Raw genomic sequence first — 16,058 nt, 5'->3', positions numbered from 1 at the left:
CGTTTGAAAGAGTTTAAAGGATTTAAATTGTAACAAGGTTTACGAAAAGAGCCTTAATAAAAAAGGAGCTGGGAGCATGATTCATTCAGATTTAGTCGTTCATTGTGAAGAAATAATGAAGAAACATTCAGCAAGCTTTTACGCGGCTTTTAAGAGTCTTCCGTCACCAAGAAAAGAAGCTGTCTTTGTCATCTATGCCTTTTGCAGAATGATAGATGACTCTGTAGATGAGCCAGAATCATCCCCATACACATTAGATGAACTAGAAGGCTTATTCGAAAATTTGGACCATGCAGAAGGGCACTTTATATGGCCATGTTTAAGATGGCTTTTTAGCACCTTTCCAATTGAAAAAGGTCCATTTTTCAAGCAAATAGCTGGGCAGAAAATGGATTTAAGCCTAACAGTCTATCAATCTATGGATCAGTTAGAGATTTATTGTGAAAGGGTTGCAGGCTCTGTGGGGGAAATGCTTCTTCCTGTCCTTCATGATCATCCAACTCCTGAGGTAAAAGAGGCAGGTATTTATCTAGGGAAGGCAATGCAAATTGTCAACATTATCCGTGACGTCGGCGAGGATTTAGAACGTGGGAGGCGCTATATCCCTACAGAATGGATGGACCAATATCTTTACACACAATCTGACTTCGAAGAAAAAGCGATTAACTTCCATTTTAAACGATTAATGAATGGTCTGATGGGTCTAGCCCATAATTGGTTTGAAAAAGGGTTAGCTAATCTTGATTCTTATCCTGCTCAAAGTGCCTTTTCCATCAAGCTTGCAGCAGGTTACTATGCAGCCATTATGGAAGCGATAAAAATAAATGATTATCAAGTTTTTGAGAAGAGAGCAGTAGTAAGTGATAAAAAGAAAAAAGCCATCTATTTATCTGCCCTTCAAGATGCTTTAGGGAATGAGGCACGTTCCATTGAAGCTTAATTATTTGTTCTTTGGCTGGTATACCGTTGGATTAATACTCATGCTCTTTTTCGAGGTCCCGGACTATCTACAGTTTGCTAACGGTCTGTTCCTAGTTTTTTATGCGCTTAGCACAATTGAACTTCTTTTTTCCCTTTCGAAAGAGAAGAGGCTCATGTATGCAAGCCTTCTGTTTACTGGGTTGATTACTTTTTTTATTGAAGTAATAGGGGTGAATACTGGTTTTCCTTTTGGCTCTTATCAATATACGGATACATTAGGGTTCCTTGTTTGGGGAGTTCCGGTGACAATTGCTTTTGCCTGGGTAGGAGTTATTTTGAACAGTATGCTTCTCTCCACGCAAGCCTCCAAGTGGAAACGAGCCATTGAAACGGGACTTTGGGTCGTAGTACTTGACCTCATTTTAGACCCTGTTGCGTTGGAGCGTTCGTTCTGGATTTGGGGTGGACACGGAGGGTTCTATGGGATACCTGCTACGAACTTTATTAGTTGGTTTTTAATTGGGGCACTCCTTTCACTTTTCTTTCCTTTGTTTAAGGAAAAAGAAAAAATGGCCCCTTATGCAACTCGACTTTTTCAAGCCATGCTTCTTATGTTTGGTCTTTTAGCTTGGAAAGCAGGAATGCCAGAGTTATTTTTCTTAGCATTCTTATTTATTCTCACCGTAGAAGGGAGAAATCGTATTGATTTACGCCGAAAAAAGCGCTCGCTTTAGATGGCTGTTTAAACACTATCAAGAAAAGTACTTAATCCCTAAGAATTTTCACTCATTGTATTATGCAGGTGAAATAGATTCGAAGGCAAACTACCCGACTCTCTATATGGCTAATCACTGTTCTTGGTGGGATGGGATTCTACTTTTTCAAGTGTTAGAGCAGCTTTCCAAAAAAGAGCATTACATCATGATGGAAGAAAAACAGCTTAGTCACTATCGCTTTTTTCGTAAGTTAGGAGCCTTTTCAGTGGATAAAGATCGCTTAAGTGAAATCAGAAAATCTTTCCGATATGCTGAGGAGCTCATGAATACTGAAAAGGCTGTTTGGATGTTTCCGCAAGGAGGAATTTTTCATCAAGAACAGCGTCCACTTCAGTTTCAAAGGGGGGCAGAATTCCTTTTAACGAGGTTTGAGAAGTCCGTCGTGAAACCTGTAAGCCTTCACTACTCCTTTAACCAGTATCAAAAACCGACAGCCTCTATCTTGTTCGGAGATGAGATCATCATTAATCGAGCAAATTTTAACAAAGGTGAATTGGCTCTTTTCTTAGAAAAACAACTAGTACATCAGTTAGAGGTTCATCGAAATATGGTTATTGAAAACGTAGATTTCCAAGGCAGCACGCCATTTCGCTCACTTTTAAAGACAGGAAAATCCACCAGTGATTACTTTGACACTATTAAGAAAGGCTTATCCAAATGGAGTACGCACTCTTCCTAATATGTGTCATATTGATTCTTCAGTTACTCTGGGTCATTTGGAATCTACAACATCTCCCAATCCTCCCAAAAGATTCTTTTAAAAAAACGGACCAGACCATTTCCATTCTTATCCCAGCGAGGAATGAGGGGAAGCGTATTGGTGATTGCTTGCAGTCCATCGTAAAACAAAAAACTCCTCCTTATGAGGTTCTTGTACTAGATGACCATTCAACAGATGATACCGCAGAGGTCGTTAAGGATTGGATGAAAAAATACCCCTTCATCAAATTAATTAAAGGGGCTAAGCTACAACAAGGTTGGACCGGTAAGTCATTCGCTTGTCACCAACTAGCAATGGAAGCAAAAGGGGATTGGCTATTATTTCTGGATGCTGATGTAAGACTTTTTAATGGAGCATTAGAAAAAGTATGCAATGTTGCTTGTACACAAAGAACAGGCATGATCTCTGGTTTTCCAAAACAAGTGGTTCAAAGCTGGATGGAGAGGCTTGTTGTCCCGATGATGATGTTTGTCATTGCTTGCCATTTACCGATTAAGTGGGTGAGGAAATCAAATAATCCTAGATTTGCGGCGGCACATGGAGGCTTTATTTTTATCGAAAAGAATTGTTACATGACCATTGGTGGGCATCGAAAAATTAGGAACGATCTTCTCGATGATATGGCACTAGCAAAACTAGTCAAACGTAATTTGTATCCTTTTGTGCTGGCGGATATTACAAATGTGGCGTATATGAGAATGTATGAGAAGGCATCTGATGTATGGGAAGGGTATCGAAAAAACTTATTTCCTGGCTTAAATCGAAACTTTCTCCTTCTATTGATCATCCTTCTTTATTATTTTGGGTTATATCTATTCCCCATTCTTGTTTTCGTATTTGAATGGAATAATCAATCGGTTCTTATTCTGGCATTTTTCGCCTATATCATAGGAGCGTTTACAAAGGGCTGGATTGATTATAAGAATGGTCTTACATGGTGGTATGGGTTAATGCTGCCGGTTAGTATTTTTTTCGTCCTTTGCATTGGCCTCGATTCGGCAATGAGAGGTTGGACAAATAAGGGATATACATGGAAAGGTAGGAGCTATTTGTGAAGAAGACGATCATCATTGGAGGCGGGCTAGGAGGGTTATCATGTGCGATTAACTTAGCGGTTAATGGATATCGGGTAACCTTAATTGAAAAGGAAGCAGAGCTAGGCGGAAAATTAACAAGGGAAGTACACGGAGACTACTCATTCGATTTAGGACCTAGTACGATCACGATGATGAGCGCTTTTGATGAGGTATTTAAGGCAGCAGGCAGGAAGCGCGAGGACTATTTAACCGTTTATCCTATCAATCCGATGACTAGAAATATTTTCGCTGATGGAAGTATCGTGGATTTATCTTCTAATATCGAGCAAATGGAAGAACAAATCTCGCGCTACAGCAAAGAAGATGCTCGTCAGTACCGTTCATTTCTTCAGGAATCCAATAGACTTTATACCATATCAGAGCAAGAGTTTCTAAATCGGCTATTGGTCCGAAAGCGTGACCGTTTTAATTACAATCTGATTAAGGGTTTTATCGGTATTCAGCCATTTACGTCCATTCAAAATCTGTTAGAAGAATACTTTCAACACCCCAACACATTGGCCATGTTCGGAAGGTATGCCACTTATGTGGGTTCTTCCCCTTATCAGACTCCAGCGGTTTTTAGTATGATGGCACATCTAGAGGGGAGCTTAGGGATTTACGGGATAAAGGGAGGAACCTACTACATTGTTGAGGCATTTGAAAAACTCGCAAATGAAGTAGGCGTCACCATCAAAAAGAATGAACAAGTGAAAAAGATATGTGTATCAAATAAAAAGGTGACAGGAATTGAAACAGATCATGGGTTCTACGAGGCTGACCAAGTTGTAGCAAATGGCGATGCACTTGCGATCTATCGTGAACTGATTGAAGAAAACGATCGCCCTTCAATGACGAATAAAGAAATTGACAGAATTGAGCCATCTCTGTCTGGGTTTGTCATGTTATTAGGAGTGAAAAAGCAATTCTCTCTCCTTAAGCACCATACCGTCTTTTTTCCGGAAGATTATCAAAGGGAGTTTATTGACCTTTTTGATCAAAAGAGAGCAGTAGAAGATCCAACGATTTATATTTGTTACTCTGGGTATTCAGATTCTGAGCTTTGTAGCAAAGGTAAAAGCAACCTATTCGTTCTAGTGAATGCACCTGCCCAAACCAAACATGTTCACTGGGATGAATTGAAGGACAATTACGCTTCACGAATTAAAACCAAATTGGAAAATAAAGGATTAATCAATTTGGTTGATTCTGTAGAAATACAAAAACTCTCTACTCCTGATAATTTGCAAAAGAGAACGGGTGCATATAAGGGAGCCATCTATGGAATGTCATCAAATTCATTCCGCCAGGCATTTTTTAAGGTGAACAATAAAGCGAAAGATATCGGAGGTTTATGGTTTGTAGGAGGTTCCACACATCCAGGGGGAGGAACACCGATTGTCACCAAGTCTGGACAGCTTGTTGCAAAAGCAATAATAGATTCTTAACCTTAAAGAGGTACGTACTTATGACTTTAGAACACCCTACTTATTCCATAAAGCAAGCTTCAGAAATAACAGGATTGTCCAAACAAGTCCTACGAAAGTGGGAGGAAAGATATGAAATTATCATTCCCGAACGACTTGAAAATGGGTATCGAATCTATTCAGAAGCGAATATAAACAGCCTTCTTAGAGTCAAAAGGTTGGTTGATCAAGGATATACAGTCAAACAAGCCGCACTTATCGTGGAAAAAGAGGAGTCTTCTTCGGACCAAAGTTCTGACGATTCTATTTGGCAAACGGAGAACTCTTTTCAAGTGTTAAATGATTATGTACTAGAATTGTTAAAGGAAGGTACAAATCTAAGTGAAGTAGGAATGAACTATATTTTACAGCAAGCTTACCATGAAAAAGGGTTAGAGGATTTTATCCATACGGTTGTCATCCCCTTTTTATGTGAAATAGGTTCACGTTTAGAAAAAGGGGAATGGGAAGAATATCAAGAGGCAATTGCAAGTATGGTGGTAAGGGATTTTCTTGTTCAGTTACGAAGGAATTACAAATATCGAGACAATGCTCCGACAATCCTAGGGGCATGTCTTCCTAACGAACTACACGAAGTACCTGTCATGCTGCTTTTATTGCTCGCCATGCTAAAGGGATGGAAAACGGTCTTCGTAGGAGCTACCCCGGCAGAAGGTTCCATTGAAAAAACGATTGAAAAGCTTCAGCCTAACCGCGTAGTTTTATCGGCAATAACCACTGTTCCTTTCGAGAAAGATCCAAATCTTCTTCTAAAATTAGATCAATTTGCTGCAAACATAAAGCACACTAGTTTCTATATAGGTGGGCCAGGAACTTATAAGTTCCTAACAGAATGTAAAGTAAAGCTTAGGAATATTCAATATACGGATTCGTTGGATGAGATTCTTGGGTAAGGAAACACCAGAGCATCCCTATGTTTTAAAAGCATTCAAATCTCCCATAGCAAGGGAGTTTTGCGTGCTTTTTTCTTTTTTTAGCGGAAGGTACTTTTAAGGAATTTCCAACATTTTAACCCTCAAAAAGGAGTGAGAATATATAAAATTCTCTTACTTTATCAGTTGATGGGTGATAAAATAATTTATTGTCTTCTTAATGTTGAAAAATATACTAGATACTCTAGACAACTTTTATTTCATATAAAACTGGTGGTGAATATACGTGAAGAAGAAGGTTCCAATCATTACTTTTAGTGTCATCTTACTATGTTTCCTTCTTTATTCATTTGTTCAGAACAATAGTGAAATAAAGGAAGAAAGTGTAAGTGTTGCTTCAACTATTACTAACTCACAAGGTATGAATTCTGTTGAGTCTACAGTCATGAAAGAACCAGAAGCAACTAACATAGATGAAAAACCAGTGGCAGAAGCAGTAAGAGAAAAAGTCAGAGAAGTGTTAGAAGGGGCAATCAATTTTTTTAGTCATGATAAAAAAATCGTTTCTATTGGTGATTCCCTGACTCAAGGTGTCGGGGATGAAACAGAGAGTGGCGGTTACGTAGGTATTTTAAACCACACATTTGAAGATAATAACATAAAAATCTCTATCGAAAACTTCGGAAAAAGAGGAAATCGAACCGATCAATTATTAAAAAGGTTAGAAAAAGAAGAGATCGCATCAGCTATAAAAGATGCTGATATTGTTTTAATCACAATTGGTGCAAATGATATTATGAACGTTGTTAGAAGCAATTATACAAACCTAACTATAGAGCCTTTTCAAGAAGAGAAAATTAAATATGTTGAGCGGTTAACTAGCATTTTTAATAAAGTGAACGAGTTAAACCCAGACACGCAAATCTATTTGATTGGATTTTATAATCCATTTGAGCTTTACTTTGGTCATATTGGGCAGCTAAAGGAAATCCTTAATGAGTGGAATCGAGCAGGTGAAGAGGTTACAGAAGAGTTTGAGAATATAAATTATATTCCAATAGAAGACTTATTCTCGAATCCTACTATTAATCTACTAGCTGCTGATAATTTTCACCCAAATACGACAGGGTATAAATTAATGGCACAGCGAGTCCTTGAGTATTTAAATAAATATGAAGAAACTGAGTTGCCGATCGAGGATATTGAATAGAAAAAGGGGAATGAGATGGAAGTACAATTTAAACCCAAACCATCATGGAAACAATTATTTTTGGGGATAATTGGAGTAAATGGATTTATCGTTTTATCTTTCTTCATTTTTTTATTTTGGCCCGTATCAGATACAGAAATACCTATAAAGGAATTTATTGAAGAGGAACCAGGTGCTGAATTTACAATCCATTCAAGCAAGCAAAACTTGAGTGAATTAGTCAATGAATATGTAGATCATTTCATGAAGGATAAAGATAATAAATATACAGTCAATTTAAATGAACATGTTCAATTAATGGGATCTGTTGAAGCCTTCCAAACTGAAATTCCAATATCCATCACGTTGGAACCCTTCGTACAAGAAAACGGAGACCTTGTCTTGTATGCATCAGATATGTCACTTGGATTATTGAAATTGCCAGAAAAAAAGATTCTTGAATACGTGAAGAAGGAATTAAGTTCACCTGAATGGGTTGAAATTGACCCTAAAAACCAACTTATCTATATTGCCGTAACGCAAATGGAAGTAAAAAGTAACTTTAAAGTAAAGATACAGAGTTTTGATTTAAAGAATGATCATATCTCGTTCAGAATTAAAGTACCGAATAAAACATTGGGTTTATAGGTTTACTGAACATTCGAACGAAGAGTCAAAGTAACCTTACCTATACTTCTAAACAAGAAGGCACGCAATTATCCTCTATTAGGGGAGGGAGGCGTGCCTCTTTTAATTCCTTACTTATGTTCACTTTACTCCTCCAATCAGGTCATAGTGTAGTATAGTAGGAATCTGGACGTCCATTGTTTTCGCAAAGTTTTTCTTTTATAAGGGCTGTTTTCGCATAAATTGTTGCTATTTCTATATGGTCTCCAACACGGATTCTATGCTGCTTTGTGGCATCTTTTCTTCTCAAAATAAAGAAAACGGCACCATAATCCGTTTAAAAGTAGTTTAAAGTACTTAAATAGAACAAATATTACGAAAAGAGCCTTAATAAAAAAATCATCCAAACGTATTTGATGTGGTTTATAATGGCAGAATGAGACTAAGGTTTAAGATAGTTTCTCCTGAAAGGAATTGACTAGATTGAGAAAAAACGAATCAAGAACAAGTATGAGGAATAAAGAAACAAAATCCGATTTTCGAGGAAGCGCTGGTAAAACAGGCTCTAGGAAAAAAGAGACAAGAACAGAAGTTAAGAGCAGTGGAACTAAAACAGATTTTAGAAATAAAGAAAGAACAGATGGCAAGAGTGGTGGCACTAAAATAGATTTCAGAAATAAAGAGACAAGAACAGATGGTAAGAATACTGGAACTAAAAGTGTTAGAAAAACAGCGACTAGACCAGATAGTAGAAAAAGTGAATTGAAAGCAGATACAAGGAAACAGGGTTCAAGGTCAGGTCTGCGGAATAATGAAGCTAGAGGTAAAGAAATAAAGTCTGACTTTAAAGTAAGTGTTACAAAGAAAAACCTTCCGGATAACTTTGATGAATTGAAAAAGTCACTTAATCGAGCTTCTAATTGGAGAGAGCGCTTGGATACGATTGATAAGTTAGGGGCTTGGAAAAGTAAAGAGGCAATCGAATTATTGAAGTACCGTCTGAAAGGGGATTCTGTTTATCGAGTACAGGAAGCTGCCTACGATCAGTTGGTTTCGTGGGGGCAAGACGTTACGATGCCTGAAAAGAAAACAGGAGAGCTTTTTAAAGATACAAATAAGATCTTACTAAGAATAAAGAAAAGCTTACCGGAGGATCATTCCTTTGAAGATTTTAAAGAAAAAGTGAAAAAAATGAGAATGGATTTATACGATACGTATGAAGGAAATAAAGGAAAGAACTTTAATAAGTGGCTTAAAGAGACATGGGCAAGCTTAGATATTAAATAGGAATTAATAGCTCAAATGAAAAAGCACGCAATTCTCCATAAGGGAGGTGATATGCTCCCCTATAGGTAGACAGATTAAAAAATAAAAATCTGACTGCTTATGGGGGAGTATTTTTTATGTCCAAAAGATCTTACTCTGCAGAAGAGAAAATCAAGATATTAAAGGCATTAGATGAGCATTATTCAGCATATAAACTTGAGTCAAAATACAACGTGCACCATTCAACGATTTTAGACTGGAAACACAAGTATGATAAGTATGGCTTGGAAGGTCTAAATGAGTCTTCTACTTGGAAGATGTATTCAAAGGATTTGAAGCTAGCTGCCATTAAAGATTATCTGTCTGGGAAGTATTCGATACGTGAGGTTGCTAGATTATATGAAATATCGAGTACTTCTGTCCTCAGAGGTTGGGTAAAGAAGTATAATAGTCATAGAGATTTAAAGGACACGTCAAAAGGAAGGACGAGCTCTATGACTAAAGGAAGAAAAACGACTTGGGAAGAACGAATACAAATTGTAATGGATTGCTTGGAGAACGGAAAAGATTATCAAGAAGCAGCTAATACATATAACGTTTCTTATCAACAAGTCTATCAATGGGTTAAGAAGTATGACGATGGCGGAGATGAAGCCCTGAAAGATAAACGTGGTAATAAGAAAGAAGAAGCTAAACTAACTCCAGAAGAGAAAATCGAACTTCAAATGAAAAAGTTAGAAAGAGAAAATGAACGGTTACGTGCGGAAAATTTATACTTAAAAAAGTTAGAGGAGATCGAAAGGAGGCGAAAATAAGCCAAATCCGCTTTGAGGATAAGTACATTGCTATTCAGGAGCTTAACCAGAAAGAGAATTTAAGCATTATTTTACTTTGTGAAATTGCAGAGATTGCCCGTTCTGCATACTATAAGTGGCTAAATCGCACCCCTTCTCCCCGTGAGCTTCTAAATGAAGAAATTATCAAAGAGATGAAAATTCTTCATAGAAAAGTTGATGGGACCTTTGGTTACCGCCAAATGACTCTTCACATGAATCGGCAGTTTAATGAGAAACTTAATCATAAAAGAATCTATCGGCTAATGAAAGTGGCTGGCTTACGTTCTGTCATTAAGGTCAAGAAAAAGCAATATAAACGCTCTAATCCTCAACATGTGGCAGAAAATATATTAAATCGGGAATTCACCGCGGAAAAACCAAATGAAAAGTGGGTTACGGATGTTACAGAATTTAAGTATGGCCAGTCAAAGAAGGCCTATTTAAGTGCGATTCGTGATCTTTATGATGGTTCAATTGTAAGTTACGTTCTAGGACATTCCAATAATAATCAACTTGTATTCAAAACACTTGACCAAGCTACAGTACTATTAGATGGTGAACAGCCACTTATCCATAGTGATCGTGGGTTCCAATACACTTCTAAAGGATTTAAGCGTAAGGTAGATGCGGCAAAGATGACACAAAGTATGTCACGAGTGGGGCGGTGTATTGATAATGGACCAATGGAATCTTTTTGGGGAACACTGAAATGTGAGAAGTATTATTTACATAAATATAAGACGTTTGAGGAACTTTCTCTTGCGATAAATGAATATATCCATTTTTATAATTACAATAGATATCAAAAACGACTAAACGGCCTTAGCCCTATGGAATATAGAGCTAAAGCCGCTTAAATCATTTTTATTATTTCCACTGTCTACTTGACAGGGTGCAGTTCAAGGTTTGCGTGCTTTATTTTTTACCTCTAGTTTCAGTGATTACTTAAGATCAAAACGATCCGCATTCATCACTTTCACCCAAGCAGCAACAAAGTCACATACAAACTTTTCTTTGTTATCTTCTTGAGCATAGACTTCTGCAAGAGCACGTAGGACAGAGTTAGAACCGAATACTAGGTCCACTCTAGTTGCTGTACGTACTACTTCACCAGTTTTACGATCACGTCCTTCATATACCATACCGTCTACAGGCTTCCATTCAACTCCCATGTCAAGCAAGTTCACGAAGAAGTCGTTTGTAAGTGTACCTACACGATCAGTGAATACTCCGTGCTGTGTACCACCATAGTTCGTACCTAGAACACGCATACCACCAATCAGAACAGTCATTTCTGGTGCAGTAAGGCCTAGTAATTGAGCCTTATCCACAAGAAGCTCTTCTGCACTTACACTGAACTGCTTCTTCTGATAGTTGCGGAAACCATCTGCTACAGGCTCTAGTACTTCAAAGCTTTCTACATCTGTTTGCTCTTGTGTAGCATCGCCACGTCCAGCAGCAAACGGAACAGTTACATCTACGCCTGCGTCTTGTGCAGCTTTTTCTACTGCAGCACTACCACCTAGTACAATTAGGTCAGCAAGACTGACTTTCTTTTCAAGGTGACTTTGAATGTTTTCAAGCACGCCAAGTACTTTTGCAAGTTGTTCCGGTTGGTTTACTTCCCACTCTTTTTGTGGAGCAAGGCGAATACGTCCACCATTTGCGCCACCACGGTTATCTGAACCGCGGAAAGTACTTGCTGAAGCCCAAGCAGTTGTCACTAACTCGCCAATGGTTAGACCAGAGTCTAGAATTAATGTTTTAATTTTTGCCACTTCGTCTTCTGTTAATTCATAGTCAACAGTTGGAACTGGATCTTGCCAAATTAACTCTTCTTGTGGAACTTCAGGACCTAAATATCTAGAAACAGGACCCATGTCACGGTGTAATAGTTTGAACCAAGCACGAGCAAATGCATCTGCAAACTCTTCTGGGTTCTCGTGGAAACGACGAGCAATCTTTTCATAAGCTGGGTCATGACGTAATGCCATATCAGCTGTTGTCATCATCGTTGGAACTTTAATGCTTGCATCTTCTGCATCTGGTGCAAGATCCTTTTCATCAGGATCTACAACAAGCCATTGATATGCACCGGCAGGACTCTTTGTTAACCACCATTCGTATCCAAACAGAAGGTCAAAGTAACCGTTATCCCACTGAGTTGGATTGGCAGTCCAAGCACCTTCAATCCCACTTGTGATAGTGTCTCGGCCTTTACCGCTGCCGTGAGTGCTTAACCAGCCTAAGCCTTGTGCCTCAATAGGAGCAGCTTCTGGCTCTGGACCAACTTGAGCAGCATCTCCAGCACCATGTGCCTTACCAAATGTATGACCACCAGCAATAAGTGCAACCGTTTCTTCATCGTTCATTCCCATACGTCCAAAGGTTTCACGAATATCACGAGCACTTGCAATCGGATCTGGCTTACCGTCTGGACCTTCAGGGTTCACATAGATAAGACCCATTTGAACGGCTGCAAGAGGATTTTCAAGATCACGTTCACCTGAGTAGCGGTTATTACCTAACATTTCTGTTTCAGTACCCCAGTAGATGTCTTCTTCTGGATGCCAAATATCTGCGCGTCCACCACCGAAACCAAATGTCTTACCGCCCATTGATTCAATCGCAACATTACCTGTTAGAAGCATTAAGTCAGCCCAAGAAATTTTGTTTCCATACTTTTGCTTAATCGGCCAAAGTAGGCGACGTGCTTTATCTAAGTTTCCGTTGTCAGCCCAGCTATTTAGTGGAGCGAAACGCTGATTACCAGTATTACCGCCACCACGGCCATCACCTGTACGGTATGTACCTGCAGCGTGCCAAGCCATACGAATAAAGAAAGGGCCGTAATGTCCATAATCCGCTGGCCACCAATCTTGACTGTCGGTCATTAAATTATGAAGATCTTGCTTTAGAGCTTGATAGTCTAGTTTTTTAAATTCTTCTGCATAATTGAAATCTTCTCCCAGAGGATTCGATTTTTTGTCATGTTGATGGAGAATGTTTAAGTTCAATTGATTCGGCCACCAGTCTCGATTTTGTGTACCACTTGTTTTTGGACTAGTTGCAGCGCCGTGGAATGGGCATCCACCCACGTTAGAAGTGTCTTTAGAGTGCATAATTGTTTCCTCCTTATATATATCTATATTTCTTAGAAACTAACAAACATGATAGTGATTATCATTATTACATTGTAATTATACTAAATAATAAACTAGATTACAATAATTATTATTAAGTTATAATTACAAAAAAATATAACCTATAAAGAAAAAATAAGCGAATAATATGCCTTAGTATTTTTTCTTGGGATGAGTAAATGGATTTATGCGTTAGTATTAAAGGGTTTGTGTAAAGGAAAGACGTTTCCTTGTACTACTCATATGTAATTTATGACTGTACAAGTATATTTATCTGGTTTCTGAATTATGCAGAATAATCCCTAGTACATCAGCTTAATACAGTCTAATATGACAAACAGTATTTGCTTTATAAAACGAAAGAGAGGACAGTGATTTAATTAGATCCTTTTAAAAATATGGTTCCTACTCTGACAACAGCTCCATATATATAGGATAAAAGCGAACAGGAGTAGATATCATTGGACAAACGAAACAGTAAACTTAGATGGGTTATATTTGCTTCTGTATTGTTCACGTATTTAGTCATGGCAAGTCAACGAACGGCGCCTGGATTAATTACAGATCAATTAATGACGGATTTTAGTATTACAGCGTCAATGGTAGGATTAATCACTAGTATTCAATTTTTTGTATATACGGGTTTACAAGTTCCGATGGGTATTCTTGCTGATCGTTATGGGCCTCATTTTTTTCTTATTATCGGTGCCGCACTTACAGGTATAGGTACAATCATATATAGTCTTAGCGCACATGAATTTGTCCTATTTTTCGCTAGAATCTTAACGGGGATAGGGGATGCAACAATCTGGGTGAATATGGTGCTTGTTTTAGCTCAATGGTTTAATAAAAAGGAATTTACTCGATTAATTGGTTTTGCAGGAATGACAGGAAGCCTTGGTTTTCTAATGGCAACTGTTCCTTTCTCGGGACTCATTGTCTTTCTTGGATGGAGGGGAGCATTTCTCTCAGCTGGAGTGTGTTTATGTTTATGTAGTATCTTCCTTTATTTTATACTTGTACAAAAATCAAAGCAAACGATAATTGTGAAAAATAAAGGACAAAATGAAAAAACATGGTTCCTATTAAGAAGAATATTTTCGAACCGGCAAGCATGGGCATTATTCTTTTGTCATTTTGGATTGGTCGGAGGCTATATTGGATTTATCGGGTCATGGGCAGTGCCCTATTTAATGGATGTGCATGGAATGACACGACTAGATGCTAGCCAACTCATTATGATAAGCCTGATTGGAGCGCTTATGGGCGCACCACTAATTGGATGGGTGTCAAGTTATCTAAATGCCATTAAGCGACCTTATATTCTCTTTCATATTATCGTGTTACTATGTTGGTCTACGTTTCTTTTATTCACTGAACCCCCTCCATTAATTGTAATTTATCTGCTTTTCTTTATTATAGGCTTTGGATTTGGCGCAAATTCTTTAACGTTTGCAGTCGTTCGTCTTACGTTTCCTTTAAAAGAATCTGGTATCGTTACTGGGTTTGCGAATACTGGTGGCTTTCTAAGCGCAGTATTACTGCCATTCATTTTTGGAATGATATTGGATAATTTTCAGACCGTTTCCGGAAGTCTAAGTGGAGGTTACTACTATGGGTTCATTACTCCAGTAATCTTTGCTTTGTTGGGGTTAATCGGTGTGATGTCTATTAAGGAAAAGGAGCAGGGGACTGGGTATAAAGCTCAAGAATAATGATAATAGAGTCTGGGGATATATGTAATTACGGTCATCCTGAGGGGATGACCGTTTTTCGTCACTTGTTATACCATTGATGGTTTATTCCGACATATTAAATCCAGCTAATACTTTAGCATATTCAAACGGTGTAGGAAGGATAGAAGGGAGGACCTGGCGTTCATCGACTGACCTAAGTGCTTTTCTATCTGCAGCATAGTTCACTTGTACTTCTAGTAACCAAATCTTACACTCTTTATCTAATACTAAATCAATGGCAACATCACCGAAGTGTGCTCGATCAATTTTCTCAATTACGTTTAGTACATTCGAGCCTAATTTAGTTAACTCAGCTATTTTTAGTTTTATTTCATCTTCATTTAAACGATAGATTTCCTTAAGAGCTACTTCACCTGGCATCATTTTCTCTCTGTATGTTGAATTTGAGACGACACTTCCGACATTCGCCACTTTTGTTTCCATGCCCGAATACTTCCAGTTTTTAGTGCAGTCTTTTTGGAGATATAAACGGAAATCTATTTTTTTACCAAAATGATAAAAAGGGATTTCCTGTTGCACGATATACTGTTTGTTCTTTTGAATTTTTGACGGAAATACTTTTGCTAACATCTTTTCTGAATTAATAGGTGTTTTTTTACCGTTGTTATCTGATAACATATACCCGTCGTTGACTTTTGCTATGTGGAAAATTCCTTTTCCTCTACTTAATGAGGTAGGTTTCACAAAGACGGATTCGTATTTCGCAAGCATGTCTAGCAAACTATCCACCCCGGTATATTCACTGGTAACAGGTAGATGTTCTCTTATATAAGGTATTTTTGATAATTTGGTCCAAAAAGTATATTTATTATAATTTTCATAAGGGTAGTTAAATATATTTTCCCCAATATGCTCTTTAAAGTGGCTATAAGTTTCGGGTTTCATTCTAGAGCGACTGTAGATTGCCCCAGGATAAGGAAAAGTGCCTTCAATGAATTGATTGGTGGATGGTTCATAATAGAAGCCAGTAATTGTTTTATCCTGTTGGTTAATGGTTTGATCATTAAATATAAATAGTAGACCCTTAATCTGATCATAATTTGAAAAACGAAGCTTCAATAAATTTTGAAAATGGGTATATTCGTAAAAGCTTAATTTGAAACCAATAACAGGTCCTAAGAATAGAAGATCTTCTTTGAAAAAGCAAACATAGGGAAGATTGGGTATAGATATGGTTTCGTTTAAGTAAGATGGAAGCTTTATTTGATTTATTTTTAACGTATGATCGACCTTAATCGTTAATTTTTTTGTAAGGTTTCCGAAATTCAATTCGATGGAGTTTGACTCCATATAGAGTTGTTTTAATGTTTCAGCATGGAGGTGAATCTCATGTGGACTAAGCTCCTTATCAATAACGACCGAGTAAATCAACTTGTCTGTCATAGCG

The 16,058-nt window shown here is 37.8% G+C and carries 13 protein-coding genes; 11 read left to right on the top strand and 2 right to left on the bottom strand.

What is annotated here, in order from left to right; all coding sequences use genetic code 11:
- The first annotated feature begins 76 nt into the window (after positions 1-76).
- The 10 genes from ACFYKX_RS09110 to ACFYKX_RS09065 all read left to right on the top strand — a co-directional run bounded on the left by ACFYKX_RS09110 (position 77) and on the right by ACFYKX_RS09065 (position 10,628).
- A complete protein-coding gene (locus ACFYKX_RS09110) occupies positions 77-940 on the top strand; it encodes a phytoene/squalene synthase family protein (RefSeq protein WP_389360272.1) in 864 nt (287 codons plus the stop codon).
- Entirely contained in the window at positions 930-1,655 is a 726-nt protein-coding gene (locus ACFYKX_RS09105) for a carotenoid biosynthesis protein (RefSeq protein ID WP_389360270.1), read from the top strand. The genes ACFYKX_RS09110 and ACFYKX_RS09105 overlap by 11 nt, the downstream gene beginning before the upstream one ends.
- Positions 1,624-2,376 carry a lysophospholipid acyltransferase family protein gene (locus tag ACFYKX_RS09100; protein WP_389360268.1) on the top strand — a complete coding sequence of 251 codons (753 nt, stop codon included), beginning with the start codon at positions 1,624-1,626 and terminating at the stop codon, positions 2,374-2,376. The genes ACFYKX_RS09105 and ACFYKX_RS09100 overlap by 32 nt, the downstream gene beginning before the upstream one ends.
- A gap of 11 nt (positions 2,377-2,387) precedes the next feature.
- Positions 2,388-3,473 (top strand): glycosyltransferase, encoded by a 1,086-nt coding sequence (locus ACFYKX_RS09095; protein ID WP_389360266.1) that lies wholly within the window; start codon positions 2,388-2,390, stop codon positions 3,471-3,473.
- Positions 3,470-4,942, top strand: a complete 1,473-nt coding sequence (locus ACFYKX_RS09090) for a phytoene desaturase family protein (RefSeq protein WP_389360264.1) — start codon at positions 3,470-3,472, stop codon at positions 4,940-4,942. The genes ACFYKX_RS09095 and ACFYKX_RS09090 overlap by 4 nt, the downstream gene beginning before the upstream one ends.
- A gap of 20 nt (positions 4,943-4,962) precedes the next feature.
- Positions 4,963-5,874 carry a MerR family transcriptional regulator gene (locus ACFYKX_RS09085; RefSeq protein ID WP_389360262.1) on the top strand — a complete coding sequence of 304 codons (912 nt, stop codon included), beginning with the start codon at positions 4,963-4,965 and terminating at the stop codon, positions 5,872-5,874.
- A gap of 265 nt (positions 5,875-6,139) precedes the next feature.
- Positions 6,140-7,063 carry an SGNH/GDSL hydrolase family protein gene (locus tag ACFYKX_RS09080; protein ID WP_389360260.1) on the top strand — a complete coding sequence of 308 codons (924 nt, stop codon included), beginning with the start codon at positions 6,140-6,142 and terminating at the stop codon, positions 7,061-7,063.
- A 15-nt stretch (positions 7,064-7,078) separates the two neighbouring features.
- Entirely contained in the window at positions 7,079-7,690 is a 612-nt protein-coding gene (locus ACFYKX_RS09075; protein WP_389360258.1) for a YpmS family protein, read from the top strand.
- Positions 7,691-8,500: 810 nt separating this feature from the next.
- On the top strand, positions 8,501-8,956 hold the full coding sequence (locus ACFYKX_RS09070; protein WP_389360542.1) for a HEAT repeat domain-containing protein: 456 nt from the start codon (positions 8,501-8,503) through the stop codon (positions 8,954-8,956).
- Positions 8,957-9,072: 116 nt separating this feature from the next.
- Positions 9,073-10,628 (top strand): IS3 family transposase gene (locus tag ACFYKX_RS09065; RefSeq protein WP_389360256.1). Its coding sequence is split into 2 segments (ribosomal slippage): positions 9,073-9,709 and positions 9,709-10,628, totalling 1,557 coding nucleotides; the frame shifts between segments, so codons are not numbered across the junction.
- Positions 10,629-10,712: 84 nt separating this feature from the next.
- Here ACFYKX_RS09065 and katG read toward each other — a convergent pair.
- A complete protein-coding gene (katG, locus tag ACFYKX_RS09060) occupies positions 10,713-12,893 on the bottom strand; it encodes a catalase/peroxidase HPI (protein ID WP_389360253.1) in 2,181 nt (726 codons plus the stop codon).
- A gap of 482 nt (positions 12,894-13,375) precedes the next feature.
- Here katG and ACFYKX_RS09055 point away from each other — a divergent pair, with 482 nt between their 5' ends.
- On the top strand, positions 13,376-14,629 hold the full coding sequence (locus ACFYKX_RS09055) for an MFS transporter (RefSeq protein WP_389360251.1): 1,254 nt from the start codon (positions 13,376-13,378) through the stop codon (positions 14,627-14,629).
- 84 nt (positions 14,630-14,713) lie between these two features.
- Here the strand turns inward: ACFYKX_RS09055 and ACFYKX_RS09050 are convergent, their stop codons facing one another.
- Positions 14,714-16,054, bottom strand: coding sequence for a YheC/YheD family protein (locus tag ACFYKX_RS09050; protein WP_389360249.1), 1,341 nt, complete (start codon positions 16,052-16,054; stop codon positions 14,714-14,716).
- Positions 16,055-16,058: the final 4 nt, after the last annotated feature.

Source organism: Cytobacillus spartinae (assembly GCF_042865285.1).
Classification (GTDB): domain Bacteria; phylum Bacillota; class Bacilli; order Bacillales; family Cytobacillaceae; genus Robertmurraya_A; species Robertmurraya_A spartinae.
Note: the sequence above shows the minus strand (reverse complement) of the source record. Positions and strands in the feature narration are given on the sequence as shown.